Below are 16,351 nucleotides of genomic sequence, written 5' to 3' on the forward strand. Positions count from 1 at the left end.
CTCTTCACGCACCGAAGACCTGCTCCCATAGTCGCGTGACCGCGTCGCGCTCGACCTGCACACGCTCGGGCGGCACGCGCGCCTTGTCCATTCCATCGAGCCGCAGCGCATGCTGCAGCTTACGATAGGTCCGGTAGGCGCCGCCGACCTGTTCCGCCTGTGTCTCGGACATCAACCCGATGCGGGCCGCCTCACGCAGCAACGCGATGTTACCGGTGTTGCGCCGCAGTACGGGATGCGCGCCGGCATGCAGCAGCACCCAGTACTGGACGATGAACTCGATGTCCACCATGCCGCCGCGATCGTGCTTCAGATCGAACAGCGCTGTGGGATTGGGATGGCCTTCGGCCACCTTTTGCCGCATCGCGGCAATCTCCGTGGCCAGCACCCGCGCATCGCGCGGCTGAGCGAGCACCTGGGCACGGATCGCATCGAACTGCGCGCCGATGCGCACATCCCCGGCACAGAAGCGCGCGCGCGACAACGCCTGATGCTCCCATACCCACGCGGTGTTGGCGGCATCCCCCTCGCGCAATTGGTACCGTCGGAAGGCGGCGAGGCTCGTGACCAGCAGCCCGGCCTCGCCGTTCGGCCTAAGCCTCAGATCCACATCGAACAGCGTGCCGGCGCCAGTGGACATGGTCAGCCACGTGATCAGCCGCCGCGCGAACAGCGCGTAGATCTCTGCGGCACACTCATCGGGATCGTCGTACAGAAAGATGAGGTCCAGGTCTGACGCATAACCGAGCTCCTTACCGCCGAGCTTGCCGTACGCAATGATTGAGAAGCGCGGCACGTCGCAATGACGGCGAGCCAACTGCGGCCATACGGTCTGCAGCGTCACATCCAGGACCGCGTCGGCCAGTTCCGACAACCGGTCGCTGATGTGCTCGACCGATAGATGACCCCTGAGATCCAGCAGCAGGATCCGGAACACCTCAGCCTGGTGCGCGTGACGCAGCAAATCCATCTGATGCTCAGTGCCGTCTGCATCAGCAAGCCGGGCGAGCAGCATCCGCTTGAACTCGGTCCAGTCGAACGGGCTCACCAGCGCCTCGTCGTCGAGCAACTCGTCGAGCACCTGCGGATGGCGAATCAGATAGCCGGCAGCCCAACGCGACTCGCCGAGCACGGCGAACACGCGTGCCAGCGCAGCCGGATACTCAACCAGCAACGCCAGGTACGAGCCACGCCGCGCGACCGCTTCGAGCAGATCGAGAAAACGCAGCAACGTCGCATCGGCCCTTTCATTGCAATGCGTCGGCGTCGCCTCCAATGCACGCAGCACGAGCTTGTCGAAACGCGTCCGATGCCGTTCCGGCAGGCCGGCGTAGCGCGCAGACTGCCAGACCGCATGCAATCGCGACAGGATGGCTGGCGGGTCGTTGAACCCCAGCGATGCAAGCCGAGTGCGCAACTCATCGTCGGCTGCCTCATCGGCGAGTGCACTGCTCCAAATCCATGTGGCGGTCTCCTCCCACGCTGTGCTGCCAATCTTGCCGAGCGCCTGATCGCCTGCGCCGGCCGGCGCCGCCGCGTCGCCACGCTTGTCCGCGAAGATCTGGTCAAACTGCTGCCCGACGAACGCGCGGTGGCGCTCCAGCACAGCCAGTAGTGCCCGATAGTCAGCAAAACCGAGTGATGCTGCCAGTTGCGTGCGCTCGCCTTCATCGACAGGCATCGCATGGGTTTGCGCGTCGTTCACGTATTGCAACCGGTGCTCGATGCAGCGCAGCATTTGATACGCCTGTGCGAGTCGCTGAACCGCGCCACGCGCTATCAAGCCGCGCGCCGCGGCATGATCGAGTACCGCCAGCGTCGGCCGGATACGGAACCCGGCGTCTTGACCGCCCCGGATCAATTGGAAGACCTGCGCGGTAAACTCGATCTCGCGGATGCCGCCGCGACCTAGCTTGATGTCATCGGCCTTGTCGCGGCGCGACGACGCGCGGCGGGTGGCCTCCTGACGGATCTGCACATGCAGCGCCCGGATCGCCGCAATCACGCCGAAATCGAGATAACGGCGATAGACGAACGGCCTGACCTGTGCATCAAGTTGCGCCGCCAGTCGCGCGCCGGCGTCGCTACCCACGTCCGACACCAGCCGTGCCTTGATCCACGCATAGCGTTCCCATTCGCGCCCCTGCACATAGAAGTACTCCTCCAGCATGCCGATGCTGCAGACAAGCGGACCTGAATCGCCGTTTGGACGCAGCCGCATGTCCACGCGGAACACGTGTCCGTGCGCGGTATGCTCGGCCAGCGCACCGATCAACCGGCGCCCGACTCGGGTGAAGAAGTCTTGGTTTGAGATCGGCGCGCGGGAGCCGCCCTCGGTTTCGCCGTCGTCCTCGTAGACGAAAATCAAGTCGATGTCCGAAGACACGTTCAACTCGCGTCCGCCGAGCTTGCCCATGCCGACCACTCCGAGCGTCTGCGGCTGTCGCTGCGCGTTCAGCGGCATGCCATACAGCGCGTGCAACTCGGCACTGATCGAGGCAAGGGCGCGGCGGATCGCCACCTCGGCCAAATCCGTCATCGCGCCGGTCACCTCCGACACATCGGCCAACCCGGCCAGGTCGCGCTCCATCACCGCGCAGAATAGCTCGGTGCGCACCAGGCGCAGTGCGCGCTTGAGCACGTTGTCGTCTACGGGCTCGTCCTGCGGCGCACCCAGTTGCGCGAGCCGCTGCTCGATCCATTGCCGCGTCAGCGGCGCGCGCGCAAGTTCACGCACCCGCGCAGCCAGTTCAGGCCGTGCCGCGTACTGCCGGACGGCATAGCGAGAATAGACGGCGCTCAACAGCGGTTCGGCGTCGGAAGCAAGCGGGGAACTTGGCGGCGGCATGTCAGTCATCGTGTCATTGGTACGGCATATGCAATGAAACCCTTGGCGGCGGTAGGTTTGACTCGCATGCCGTATGTTACATTTGGTTTTTCCGCCGCTCCTTATCATACGTTCCGCGCTCCTCGCATGCCCAACCGCCAGGAAACACTCGACCCGAACGATGCGCACAACGCAAAAGCCGGGGGCGGACGGCTGCACGGGCCGAGTGAGCGGATGCTGCGCCGCGTACTCGCGTTCTGCGCAACCCTGGCCATCACACTGTACTTTGGCGCCGCGGCCACGTACGTCGGTCTGCGCTACATCCTCTTTCCCCAGTTGGATTCGCTGCGGCCGCGCATCGAGCAACGGATCTCGGATACGCTTCGCGCGCACGTGCACATCGGTCGGCTGATCGGGCGCTGGAGTGGGCTGCAGCCAACGCTGGACATCGAGCAACTGACGATCATGGACCCGGACGGCCAGCGCATGCTCGCGGTGCCTGCCGCCAGTGCAACGCTGTCGTGGCGCTCATTGCCGCGTCTGGCGCCGGTGCTCTCGAGTCTGATAGTGGAACAACCCGAGGTCTTCGCCAAACGACACCCCGACGGCACCTATACGATTGCCGGCGTACAGGTGGATCCACGCCAGCACGACAATAGCGCGTTCCTGCGCTGGCTGATGACGCAGCGCGCCATCGCGTTGCGCGGCGGCGTCCTGCACTGGACCGACGCGCAGCGCGGCTTGCCGACGCTGACGTTACGCGACATCCACGTGGCCATCGACAACCACGGCCTAATTCACCGACTCGGCGTGCAGGCGCAGCCGGACGGACGCTTGCTGCGCGGGCCGCTCGACTTGCGCGCACGCTTGCGTCATTCGCCACTGAAGCCGCTCACCGAGCCAGCGGGTTGGACTGGCACGATGTTTGTGTCGAGCAGCGACATGGCGCTGCCCGAACTGGCCCGCTACACGGATGCGCGCCTGGATGCGCAAAGCGGCACGCTGGACGTGACTGCGTGGTTCGACTTTGCGGCCGGTGAATGGAGCGGTGCGCGCGGCGCATTGTCCGGGTCCGAGTTGCGGCTGCGCATGGCCCCGACGCTGCCGCGGCTGGACGTGCCCAGCATCGGACTGGACTGGTCGCTGCAGCGCAACGACATGCGCAATCTCGATTACACGCTGAATCTGGGCAATCTGCGCGCCGAACTCGGCGGGCAGCCCCCGCTCGCGGACGGCACGCCGATTACCCGACTGCTGAACATCGGTGAATTCAACGGCCGGTTCCGCCGTGCGACGCTGGGCCGTGGCCAATTGATTCGCATCAGCGGCGATACGGTCGATCTCGGGCTGCTCGCGCAGTTCGTGCGCACGTTGCCGCTGCCACATCACGTGCTCAATGAACTGGACCGGTTCGACCCACGCGGCACGCTGACAAACTACGCGATACAGGTCGAGCGCCGCGCGCCGCGAACCCGCGAGGCCGCCAGCGTGGCGGCCGTCGAAGGCGGCGAGCCGATCGTACGCTATCGCGTCAAGACCGCACTCGAAGGTGTCAGCGTCAACGCGCAGGAGCCGCCGCCCGGCCTTACACCGGGCGGCCACCCGCACGTGGGCCTGCCCGGCGCGGAAAACATCTGGGGCGAAATTGACGCCGACCAGAACGGCGGTCACGCGGCGATCGATACCCCCCACGCCGCGGTCACGATCCCGGGGGCGTTCGACAATCCACGACTTACGTTCAACCGGTTCGCGGCCGAAGCGACATGGACCGCGCATCCGCTGGCCTCGGACGCGGCCCGCCCGGCTGTTACCGTCAACCTCTCGCGATTCATCGTCGATAACGAGGACGTGCGCGCCAGCGCGACCGGCACCTATTCGAATCCCGGCCACGGACGCGGCAAGCTCGACATGGAGGCGAGGTTCGACCGGCTGTCGCTGCCCCGCCTCGCGCGCTATCTGCCGACCGGCGTCGGCGAACATACCCGCGCCTACCTGGACCATGCATTGACGGCCGGAACCTCGCGCAATGCGACGATCGCCATCCATGGCGAACTGGCCGAGTTCCCGTACACGCACGACCCACAAGCCGGCATCTTCAAGATCGTTGCGCCGTTTCGAGACGGCGGATTCGATCCGACACCGTACCCGCCGAAGCGGATGAGCAACGGCACGCCGCAGGTATGGCCCGCGTTCGACGGCATCGACGGGCTGTTCCGGATGGACCAAAACGTGCTGCGCTTTGATATCCAGCGCGCACGCTACCAACGTGTCGCCCTCACGCAGTTGACCGGCCGCATCGACGATTTGGGCACGCTGAACTCGGATCTGGCGATCAATGGCGTGGCTAGTGGCCCGCTGGCCGACATGCTCGACTACGTGAATCGCAGCTCGCTCGCGGTACTGTCCGACCATCTGGGCGAGACCGTGCAGGCTAAAGGCAACGCGACGCTGGCGCTGCGGCTGGCGATTGCGCGCCATCCGGATAAGCCACATGTCGGCGTAAACGGCTCGGTTACGCTAGCGGACAATACGGTGTCATTCGTGCCCGGCAAGCGGCTCGCGGCGCTGCCGCCGATCACGCAGATCCATGGCAAGGTCGATTTCACCGAACACACGATGACGTTCAGGCGCGCCACCGGCCAATTCCTCGGCGGCGACATCCGCGCCGACGGCGCGATCCAGCAGGATGAATCAAGCAGCTTCGACGTGTCGGGCCACCTGCTCGCCGATGCAGCCCGGACTGCAGTGCCGCCCGGGCCGCTGGCCACGCTGCTCACCCGCATGTCGGGCGGCGCCCCTTACTCGGTGGCCATGCGCACGCGCAAGAACGAACCGCCCGACATCTCGGCCACCTCGGATCTGAGCGGGCTGGCGCTGCAACTGCCGGCGCCATTCAGGAAACCGGCAGGCGCGCCGATGCCGTTCTCGATGCGCCTGCGGCCGACGGCTGCCGGTGAACGACCCACGACAGGCATCAGTCGGCTGGATGCGCGACTCGGTCCGCTCAATGCCATTTATCTGGTGCGGTGCGGCAACCACGACAAGCTGGCCATCATGCGCGGCGCGATCGCCGTGAACCGGAAAGCGGTGCTGCCCAGTGAAGGCGTGAGCGCGGCGGTGGATGTGGCGCACTTCGACGCAGACGCGTGGCGCGCGCTGCTCGGCGCCATGTCGGTCCCCGCCGACGCCATATCAACTGAGCCGGTGGCCGCTGCGCCATCCTCGTGCCCCACTGCAGCTTGCGCCGGCCCATCGGTTTGTTCGCCGGACACGGCCACCTCGCTCAGCCTGCCCGACAGCGTCGCGGCACTCGTGCCTACCCGCGTCGGCCTGCACTTCGATACGTTGACATTGTTGAACCGCCGCTGGGAAAACGTGGTAGTCGATGCGACACAAACACCGGGCGCATGGCAAGCGAATATTGCATCGGACGAAGTATCCGGCCATATCGCGTGGCACGCGAAGACGCCGCGCAGCCCATACGGGCAGCTTGACGCGCGGCTAGCCAAACTGGTGATTCCGGACAGCCACGAGGCGACACTGGTGAGTCGCGCGCTCGAAGAGCCGGCGCAGCATGTCCCGGCGATTGACCTGATCGTCAACGAACTTACCGTGCGCGGACACAACTTGGGCAAGCTAGAAGTCAATGCACGCAGCATCGACGAAAACGGCGCGCCAGTCTGGCAATTGGACAAGCTGGATGTGACAAACCCAGCAGCCAAGCTGTCGGCAACCGCGAACTGGAGAACGACGCGCCGCTCCAATGCCAATGCCAATGCCAATGCCAATGCCAATGCCAATGCCAATGCCAATGCCAATGCCAATGCCAATGCCAATGCCAATGCCAATGCCAATGCCAGCACTAGCACTAGCACTAGCACTAGCACTAGCATTAGCACTAGCGCCAGCGGCAACAGCAACAGCAACAGCAACAGCAACAGCAACAGCAACAGCAACAGCAACAGCAACGATAGCGGCAGCAACGATAGCGGCAGCAACGATAACGGCAGCAACGGCAACAGCAGCGACGATAACCCGCAGTGCACTGTGCTGGATTTCAAGCTCGATATCGCCGACGGCGGTGCCCTGCTCGACCGTCTCGGCCTGCCCCGCACGCTCAAGGGCGGCAATGGCACGCTATCAGGCAACGTTGGCTGGCGAGGCGGACCGACGCACATCGATTATCCGACACTGAGCGGGAAGCTGTCGCTCAGACTGTCGCATGGCCAGATCCTGAAGGTCGATCCGGGCGCCGCCAGGCTGCTCGGCGTGCTCAGTTTGCAATCGCTCGCCCGCGTGGCGACGTTGGATCTGAACACATTGTTTGGCGAAGGACTGCCGTTTGACAATGTGTCCGCTACCGGCACGATCCGCAACGGCGTTGCTAGGACCGATGATTTCACGCTGAGCAGTACATCCGCAAAGGTCACGATGCAAGGCAACGCGGATCTTGGACGCGAGCAGCAGGACCTGCTGGTGACGGTGGCGCCATCGCTGAGCGTGGGTACCGCGGCACTGGCCACGGCCGTGGTCAACCCGCTGCTCGGCCTGGGTACCTTCGTCGCCGGCCTGGTCTTGGCGGACCCCATTTCGCAGTCGTTCGCACGCCACTACGCGGTCACCGGCTCGTGGTCACATCCGCAGGTCGAGCAGGTGCCGGGCGATCGCGGTAAGATGGGCCGACCTGAATCTTATGTGTCATGGCAATGAACAACTCCGTTTTCCGCTCAAGCGGTGCCGCGCCCAGCACGTTCGCGCTGGCGGCGCTGCAAATGGTCAGCACGCCGGACGTGTCGCGGAATCTACAGGCCGCCGGCGAGTTAATCGCTGAAGCCGCCGCCGGCGGCGCGCAACTCGTGCTGCTGCCCGAGTATTTCTGCTTCATGGGGCACCGCGACGCCGACAAGCTGGCCGTGCGGGAAACGCCGGGCGACGGCCCGATTCAGCAATTTCTCGCCGATGCCGCGGCGCGCCACCGCGTGTGGGTCATCGGCGGCACGCTGCCACTCGTGGCACCAGAATCCGGGCGGGTGATGAACACCACGCTGGTGTTTGACCCGCAAGGCCGGGCCGTGGCCCGCTACGACAAGATCCATCTGTTTAACTTCGAAAAAGATGATGAGTCGTTTGACGAGACGCGCACCATCCGGCCCGGCACCGACGTCGTCGCGTTCGATGCACCGTTTGGCCGCGTGGGCTTGTCGGTATGCTATGACTTGCGCTTTCCGGAGTTGTATCGCAAGCTTGGCGACTGCGCGCTCATCGTCGTGCCATCGGCCTTCACATACACGACTGGCCACGCACACTGGGAGATGCTGCTGCGTGCGCGCGCGGTCGAGAACCAATGCTACGTGCTGGCCGCGGCCCAGGGCGGCAAGCACGAGAACGGGCGCCGTACATGGGGCCACAGCATGCTGGTGGACCCATGGGGCGAAGTCGTCGCAGTGCGCGCGGACGGTGCCGGCGTGGTAGCGGGCACGATCGATGTCCGACGTATCACGCAGGTACGGCAGAGCTTGCCAGCGTATCGGCATCGGGTGCTGGCATGAGCGCACCGCAGCGTCGTTGCCCGCAAAGCGGCGGCGGCCCACACCGCTTCCAGCAGGGTCGCCCGCGGCTTGAATCGTGCCGTCGCAACGCCAATTTCTGTCCATTTACCAGTCAAACGGGCGAGCCCGCATGAACATCATCGAACCAAACCTCTGCCACCTCGCCACCGCCAAGGACCTGCTGCTCACGCGCTACGGGCTCGATGAGGCCATTCTGGTGCGCACGCTGGGCGAGATTTTCTCCCATCGCGTTGACTACGCGGACCTGTACTTCCAAACAACCCGCAGCGAAGCGTGGAGCCTGGAGGAAGGCATCGTCAAATCGGGCAGCTTCAGCATCGACCAGGGCGTGGGCGTGCGCGCGGTGGCCGGCGAGCGCACCGCGTTCGCGTACTCGGATGACTTGTCGCCGCAAGCGCTGGCACAAGCCGCCCAGGCCACCCGCGCGATCGCCCGTGCGGGTGGCGGAAAGGTTCGCGTGCGGGCGGCCGGTGCGTTGCACGGCGTCGCGGGCCGCGACCTGTACCGGCCGGCCGATCCGCTGCACTCGCTGGATGCGAATGCAAAAGTGGCACTGCTGGAGCGCGTCGAAAAAATGGCTCGCGCGAAAGATCCACGCATCACCCAGGTCATGGCGGGCCTGGCGGGCGAATACGACGTCGTACTGGTGGCACGCAGCGACGGAGCACTGGCCGCCGACGTGCGTCCGCTCGTGCGCATGTCGGTCACCGTAATCGCCGAGCAGAACGGGCGCCGCGAAATCGGCACCGGCGGTGGCGGAGGCCGCTACGACTATGGCTACTTCACCGACGAAGTGCTGACGCGATACGTCGACGACGCGGTGCATGCCGCGCTGGTGAACCTGGAGGCACGCCCCGCGCCCGCCGGCACGATGACCGTCGTGCTCGGGCCGGGCTGGCCGGGCGTGCTGCTGCACGAGGCGATCGGCCACGGGTTGGAAGGCGACTTCAACCGCAAGGGCTCGTCGGCGTTCGCCGGACGCATCGGCGAGCGGGTCGCGGCCAACGGTGTCACGGTGGTTGACGACGGCACGCTGGCGAACCGGCGCGGCTCGCTGAACATCGATGACGAGGGCAACCCCACGCAATGCACGACGCTGATCGAGGACGGCATCCTGACCGGCTACATACAGGACACGCTAAACGCGCGGCTGATGAAGATGAAGGTGACCGGTAACGCGCGGCGCGAATCGTATGCCGCGTTGCCGATGCCGCGCATGACCAACACCTACATGTTGGGCGGCGACAAAGATCCCGCCGAGATCATTGCGTCGGTCGAGCATGGCCTGTACGCGGTCAATTTCGGCGGCGGACAGGTCGATATCACGAACGGCAAGTTTGTGTTTTCAGCCTCCGAGGCCTACATGATCGAGAACGGCAAGATTGCCTATCCGGTCAAGGGCGCGACGCTGGTGGGCAGCGGACCGGAGTCGCTCAAGTACGTGTCGATGATTGGCAACGATATGTCGTTGGACACAGGCGTGGGCGTGTGCGGCAAGGAAGGCCAGAGCGTGCCGGTCGGCGTCGGGCAGCCAACGCTGCGCATCGACCGCATGACGGTGGGTGGCACGGTATGACGCCAATCACGCAGAAGCCGCAAGGGGGTTGCGGTTCTTATTGAAATGACGCAATCATGCGTCGTCGTTGACGGCCCTCTGTTGCCAACGGGGGCTCGTCCAGAGTATAAAGTCGATATAGTCGGAACCGACACCACCTTTCAATTCGTTTGCATTTCGCGATGTCCGCCAAGTTTTACTTTTATTTCTTTTGGCATCTCAGGCCGCTGGCGGACCGAGAGGGTGGGTGACGGATAAGCGAATTACCCCACATTCCCGAAAAACCGCCGGCTTCGCCTGGCGGTTTTTTTTCGCCAGGCGCCAGGCCCCGAACACCGCGCGCGAGGCGCGTACCGTTGAACCGGAGAACAATGATGGCCCTGCACAACACCGATGATGTTCGAATCCGCGAGCTTAAGGAATTGACGCCGCCCGCGCACCTGCTGCGGGAGTTTCCCTGCGAGGAGCGCGTCGCTGGCCTGATCTTCAACGCTCGCCAATCGCTGCATCGGATTCTGCACGGCATGGACGACCGGCTCATCGTCGTGATTGGCCCGTGCTCGATCCACGACACGCGTGCGGCACTAGAGTACGCACAGCGCCTGGCGGAGCAACGCAAGCGCTTTGCCGGCGAATTGGAAATCGTGATGCGCGTGTACTTCGAGAAGCCGCGCACGACCGTGGGCTGGAAGGGGTTGATCAACGACCCCTACATGGACAACAGTTTCAAGATCAACGACGGATTACGTACCGCGCGCGAACTGCTAGTGCGAATCAACGCGCTCGGACTGCCCGCCGGCACGGAGTACCTCGACATGATCAGCCCGCAATACATCGCCGATTTGATCTCGTGGGGTGCAATCGGCGCACGCACCACCGAATCGCAGGTGCATCGGGAACTGGCCTCTGGATTGTCGTGCCCGGTCGGCTTCAAGAACGGCACCGACGGCAACGTGAAAATCGCGGTTGACGCGATCAAGGCCGCTTCGCAGCCGCACCATTTTCTGTCGGTGACCAAGGGCGGTCATTCGGCGATCGTATCGACCGCTGGCAACGAGGACTGCCACCTCATCCTGCGCGGCGGCAAGACACCGAACTATGATGCAGCAAGCGTCGATGCCGCGTGCTCCGCGATCGGCAAGTCGGGGCTGGCGGCGCGATTGATGATCGATGCAAGCCATGCGAACAGCGAGAAGAAGCACGAAAACCAAATTCCGGTCTGCGCAGACATCGCTCGGCAAGTCGCCGCCGGCGACGAGCGCATTGTCGGCGTGATGGTGGAGTCCCATCTGGTCGCGGGACGCCAGGATTTGAAAGACGGCTGCAAGTTGACCTATGGTCAGAGTGTCACCGACGCCTGCATCGGCTGGGATGATAGCGTGACGGTGCTCGAAGGACTAGCCAAAGCGGTCCGGCAACGGCGCATCGCACGCGGCAGCGGCAATTGAAGCGGGCGGCAACGCTGCGACAACGGCGATTGACCGGAGATAACCACTGACCGGCGACGGCGATTCATCGCAATGCAATCGACGGCGGTGACCACTGACGGACAGCGGAACATAGCCATGCGCCGCAATGGGCTGGCGGCACCATGCCGTGACACCGGCATGAGCGGCCCCTTACGCCCGCTCATGCCGCCACAGCACCTCCGGCTGGCCCGTCTCGCCATTCAGCACGCGAGCCAGGACGAACAGCAGGTCCGACAGGCGGTTCACGTACTGCCGCAGCGCCGCATCAACGGCTTGTTCATGGCCGAGCGCGACGATCGTGCGCTCGGCTCGCCGGCAAACGGTACGGCACAGGTGCGACAATGCAGCCGGCCGCGAGCCGCCGGGCAGAACGAACTCGCGCAGCGGTGGCAGTTGCGCATTGAAGTACTCGAGCCAGTCGTCGAGCCGCGCGACATGCTCGTCCACGATCATCACCTCGCCCGGCATGCATAGCTGCGCACCGACGTCAAACAAATCGTGCTGCACCGCGACGAGCATCTCCCGTACGCGGGCCGGCAAGGTTTCGGCCAGCAGCACGCCCAGCGACGAGTTCAGCTCGTCTACGTCGCCGATCGCCGCGATGCGCGTATCGTCCTTGGCCACGCGGCTCGTGTTCCCCAGGCCGGTGGTGCCGTCGTCACCTGTGCGCGTGACGATCTTGCTCAAGCGGTTTCCCATCATGGCTCCTGTGATTGACAATCGGCTCGAGGGCAATTTGCCGCGTCCGACGCACATTATAGTGACGTGCATGCTGCCACGCGGTCTCGTCCAGCGCCTCACCTCGCGATGCAAGCGGCTTGGGCAATGCGCATTGGCTTAAAATAGCCACTCAGTTGACCCGCTTGCATGCCATGCGTTCAGGAGACCGCCCCGTGACTCATTCGATTGCGCGTGCCGCCGTGCGCAAGCCCTTCCCCCCATCGCTGCTCGAGGCACTCAAGGCCGCATTCGACGAACGCGTCTCGGTCGCCGAAGCCGTACGCGCGCACCATGGGCGCGACGAGTCGATGTTCGATCCGCAATGGCCGGATGCAGTCGTCTACGCCCGCACAACGCAGGAGGTCGCGGCCATTGTCGCACTGTGCGCGCAGTACGAGGTGCCGGTGATTCCGTATGGCAACGGCTCGTCGCTCGAAGGCCATCTGCTCGCGGTGCAGGGCGGTGTGACGATTGATCTGTCCGAGATGAACCGCGTGTTATCGATCGACGCGCACGACCTGACAGCCACCGTGCAAGCCGGCGTGTCGCGCAAGGCGCTCAATGACGCGTTGCGCGACACCGGCTTGTTCTTCCCAATCGACCCCGGCGCCGACGCGAGCATCGGCGGCATGGCCGCCACACGCGCCTCGGGCACGAACGCGGTCCGCTACGGCACGATGTGCGAGAATGTACTAGGCTTGACGGTGGTGCGGGCCGATGCACGCATCATCCACACGGGCTCGCGCGCGCGCAAGTCGTCGGCGGGCTACGATCTGACACGCCTCTTTGTTGGCTCTGAAGGCACGCTTGGCGTGATCACCGACCTCACCGTACGCCTGTACCCATTGCCTGAAGCAATTTCCGCGGCCGTGTGCGCATTCCCAAGCATGGGCGACGCTGTGCGCACCGTGATCGAGACGATCCAGTTTGGCGTGCCGGTGGCGCGCGTGGAATTCGTCGACGCGCTCGCGATCCGTGCGATCAACCGCCACTCGAACCTGACATTGCCGCAGACGCAAACACTGTTCTTCGAGTTCCACGGCAGCGAGACCGGCGTGCGTGAGCAGGCGCAGACGGTACAGGACATTGCCGCGCAACATGGAGGGCAAGGCTTTGAATGGGCCACTCGTCCGGAAGAGCGCAGTCGGTTGTGGAACGCGCGACACAGCGCATACTTTGCGATGTTGCAGCTGCGCCCCGGTTGCCGTGCGCTGACCACTGACGTGTGCGTGCCGATTTCGCAGCTGGCTGAATGCATCGAACAGACAGAGGCAGACCTGAAGCAATCGTCACTGCTGTGTCCGATCGTAGGCCATGTCGGCGACGGCAACTTCCACGTCGCGATGCTGATTGACCCCGCTAGCCCGGCCGAGATTCAGGAGGCGGAGCAGTTGAACCAGCGGCTCGTGTCACGCGCGCTGCGCTTTGGCGGCACGTGCACCGGCGAGCACGGCGTCGGCCTGCACAAGATGGGTTTCCTCGTCGACGAGCATGGCGCGGATGCCGTTGACACGATGCGCGCGATCAAGCATGCACTCGATCCGCGCAATCTGATGAATCCTGGCAAGATCTTTGCCTTTCATGGACCGCACTAGACACGTCGCGCGGAGCATGCCATGAACGCTTCAGTCGAACCGTCCCCAGAAGCTATCGCGGCACGACAACGCGAAGTGGTTCAGGCGCTGATGACGGTTGTGCCCACGCATTGCCTGCTGTATCGCGCCGAGGATACGGCGCCGTACGAATGCGACGGGCTTGCCGCGTATCGACGGCTGCCGCTCGCGGTGGTGCTGCCCGAGACAGAATCGCAAGTGCAGCACGTGCTGCAGACATGCTACCGGCTCGACGTGCCGGTGGTGCCGCGCGGCGCCGGCACAGGTCTGTCCGGTGGCGCAATGCCGCTGCGCGATGGCATCGTGCTGTCGCTCGCGCGCCTCAAAAAGATCGTCAACATTGATCCCTACGCGCGTACCGCGACGGTCCAGCCGGGTGTACGCAATCTGGCGATCTCGGAGGCGGCCGCGCCATACGGGCTGTACTACGCGCCTGATCCATCATCGCAGATCGCCTGCACGATTGGAGGCAATGTCGCCGAGAATGCGGGTGGCGTGCATGGCTTGAAATACGGCTTGACCGTACATAACGTGTTGCGCGTGCGCGCGGTCACGATGGAGGGCGAGCTGGTCGAGTTCGGCTCACTGGGGCCGGATTGTGCAGGGCTGGACCTGCTGGCGGTGCTGATTGGCAGCGAGGGCATGTTTGCCGTCGTCACGGAAGTGACGGTCCGACTGCTCCCGAAGCCGCAAGCGGCGCAGGTCATCATGGCTAGCTTTGATGACGTAGTCAAGGGCGGCGACGCGGTCGCGGCGATCATCGCGGCCGGCATCGTGCCTGCGGGCCTCGACATGATGGACAAGCTGGCCACGCACGCGGTGGAGGAATTCGTGCAGGCCGGCTACGACCTGGAGGCGCAGGCCATCCTGCTGTGCGAGTCCGACGGCACACCCGAGGAGGTCGCCGATGAAATCGTGCGCATGACTGCGGTGCTGCGTGCGCACGGCGCGACGCGGATCCAGATCTCGCGCTCGGAGACGGAGCGGCTCAAGTTCTGGTCCGGGCGCAAGAATGCATTTCCGGCCGCGGGGCGCATCTCGCCGGACTACTATTGCATGGACGGTACCGTGCCGCGGCGAGCAATCGGGCCACTGCTCTCGCGCATCGCCGAAATGGAAAAGCAATACGGGCTACGCTGCATGAACGTCTTCCATGCGGGCGACGGCAACATGCATCCGCTGATCCTGTTCAACGGCAACGATCCCGATGAGTGGCGGCGCGCCGAGGCCTTCGGCACACAAATTCTGGAGGCCTGCGTGGCGTTCGGCGGCACGATCACCGGCGAGCATGGCGTGGGCATCGCAAAGATCGATTCGATGTGCGTGCAGTTCTGTGCGCAGGAGCGCGACGCGTTCCTCGCGGTCAAGCGCGCGTTCGACCCGTCAGGGCTGCTCAATCCGGGCAAGGGCATCCCGACGCGGGCGCGCTGTGCCGAATACGGCAGGATGCGGGTCCATCGAGGTCTGCTGCCGCATCCCGAGTTGCCCAGGTTCTGACACGATGACGCAGATGACGCATCCCTACGCGAGCCTGCGCTCGCAGGTCATGCAAACCAGCGAGCGCGGCGTGCCGCTGCAGATCCGCGGCGGCGGCACCAAGTCGTGGTATGGCCAGCACATCGAGGGGGAAGTGCTCGATACGCGCGCGGCAAGCGGCATCATCGCCTACGATCCGGCCGAACTGGTGATCACCGCGTACTGCGGCACGCCGTTGGCCGACATCGAGGCGGCACTGGCCGAGCATCGTCAAATGCTCGCGTTCGAGCCGCCGCACTTCGGTCGTGGCGCGACAATCGGCGGCTGCATCGCCGCCGGCCTGGCTGGCCCACGCCGGGCCAGCGCGGGCGCGGCGCGCGACTTCGTGCTGGGTACGACCGTGATGAACGGACGCGGCGACGTGCTGCGCTTTGGCGGTCGCGTGATGAAGAATGTCGCCGGCTACGATATCGCGCGGCTGATGGCCGGCTCACTCGGCACGCTCGGCCTGCTGCTGGACGTGTCGTTGAAAGTGCTGCCACGCCCCAATGCGGAGTTGACGCTGAAGTTCGACATGAACGGCACCGACGCGGTACGCAAGCTCAACGACTGGGCTGGCCGGCCGCTGCCGCTGACCGCCAGTGCATGGCGCAACGGCACGCTGGCGTTGCGCCTAGGCGGTGCGGACAGCGCGCTCAAGAGCGCGCGCAACAGGCTCGGCGGCGAGGTGGTCGACGCGGTGGAGGCCGAGCGCTTCTGGATGGGACTGCGCGAGCAGACCGATGCGTTCTTTCAGATGATTCCAGCCGACGCGGCGCTATGGCGCCTGTCGCTGCCATCGATCACCGAACCGCTACAGTTACCCGGTGCCCAGTTGATGGAATGGGGCGGCGCGCAGCGCTGGTGGGTCACCGATACCGATGCGCAAACGGTGCGCATGGCGGCGCGGCAGGCCGGCGGCCATGCGACGCTGTTCCGCTGCGGTTCGCGCTACAATCGTAACGTCGGTGTGTTCACCCCGCTGCCCTCACCGCTGATGAACATTCATCGCCGCCTGAAAGCGGTATTCGACCCGGCACGCATCTTCAATCGTGGCCGGCTCTACCCGGACTTCTGACTGC

The 16,351-nt window shown here is 64.7% G+C and carries 9 protein-coding genes; 7 read left to right on the forward strand and 2 right to left on the reverse strand.

The annotated features are described in order from the left end of the window. Positions 1-4: 4 nt before the first annotated feature. A complete protein-coding gene (gene glnE / locus RA167_RS10035) occupies positions 5-2,857 on the reverse strand; it encodes a bifunctional [glutamate--ammonia ligase]-adenylyl-L-tyrosine phosphorylase/[glutamate--ammonia-ligase] adenylyltransferase (protein ID WP_237574220.1) in 2,853 nt (950 codons plus the stop codon). A 117-nt stretch (positions 2,858-2,974) separates the two neighbouring features. On the opposite strand from glnE, the gene RA167_RS10040 reads away from it, so the two are divergent. The 4 genes from RA167_RS10040 to aroG all read left to right on the forward strand — a co-directional run bounded on the left by RA167_RS10040 (position 2,975) and on the right by aroG (position 11,400). Then, complete coding sequence (locus RA167_RS10040) at positions 2,975-7,537, forward strand: YhdP family protein (RefSeq protein ID WP_237574219.1); 4,563 nt, start codon at positions 2,975-2,977, stop codon at positions 7,535-7,537. Continuing rightward, positions 7,534-8,376, forward strand: a complete 843-nt coding sequence (locus RA167_RS10045; protein ID WP_139336999.1) for a carbon-nitrogen hydrolase family protein — start codon at positions 7,534-7,536, stop codon at positions 8,374-8,376. Before RA167_RS10040 ends, RA167_RS10045 begins: the two co-directional genes overlap by 4 nt. Before the next feature lie 130 nt (positions 8,377-8,506). Next, positions 8,507-9,973: a metalloprotease TldD gene (tldD, locus tag RA167_RS10050; RefSeq protein WP_076785437.1), complete on the forward strand. Its 1,467-nt coding sequence runs from the start codon at positions 8,507-8,509 to the stop codon at positions 9,971-9,973. Between the two features lie 353 nt (positions 9,974-10,326). After that, the gene (gene aroG, locus RA167_RS10055) at positions 10,327-11,400 is read left to right on the forward strand and encodes a 3-deoxy-7-phosphoheptulonate synthase AroG (RefSeq protein WP_076787402.1); all 1,074 of its coding nucleotides are present in this window, start codon (positions 10,327-10,329) and stop codon (positions 11,398-11,400) included. Between the two features lie 171 nt (positions 11,401-11,571). On the opposite strand, the gene RA167_RS10060 is transcribed toward aroG, so the two are convergent. Next, complete coding sequence (locus RA167_RS10060; protein WP_076787404.1) at positions 11,572-12,120, reverse strand: cob(I)yrinic acid a,c-diamide adenosyltransferase; 549 nt, start codon at positions 12,118-12,120, stop codon at positions 11,572-11,574. Between the two features lie 173 nt (positions 12,121-12,293). Here RA167_RS10060 and RA167_RS10065 point away from each other — a divergent pair, with 173 nt between their 5' ends. The 3 genes from RA167_RS10065 to glcE are packed head-to-tail and all read left to right on the forward strand — an operon-like array spanning position 12,294 to position 16,347. After that, positions 12,294-13,736 (forward strand): FAD-binding oxidoreductase, encoded by a 1,443-nt coding sequence (locus RA167_RS10065; protein WP_139337000.1) that lies wholly within the window; start codon positions 12,294-12,296, stop codon positions 13,734-13,736. Positions 13,737-13,757: 21 nt separating this feature from the next. Next, positions 13,758-15,251 (forward strand): FAD-linked oxidase C-terminal domain-containing protein, encoded by a 1,494-nt coding sequence (locus RA167_RS10070; RefSeq protein ID WP_076785438.1) that lies wholly within the window; start codon positions 13,758-13,760, stop codon positions 15,249-15,251. A 13-nt stretch (positions 15,252-15,264) separates the two neighbouring features. Next, the gene (glcE, locus tag RA167_RS10075) at positions 15,265-16,347 is read left to right on the forward strand and encodes a glycolate oxidase subunit GlcE (RefSeq protein ID WP_076787408.1); all 1,083 of its coding nucleotides are present in this window, start codon (positions 15,265-15,267) and stop codon (positions 16,345-16,347) included. Positions 16,348-16,351 lie beyond the last annotated feature (4 nt).

It is taken from the genome of Mycetohabitans endofungorum (genome assembly GCF_037477895.1).
Classification (GTDB): Bacteria; Pseudomonadota; Gammaproteobacteria; order Burkholderiales; family Burkholderiaceae; genus Mycetohabitans.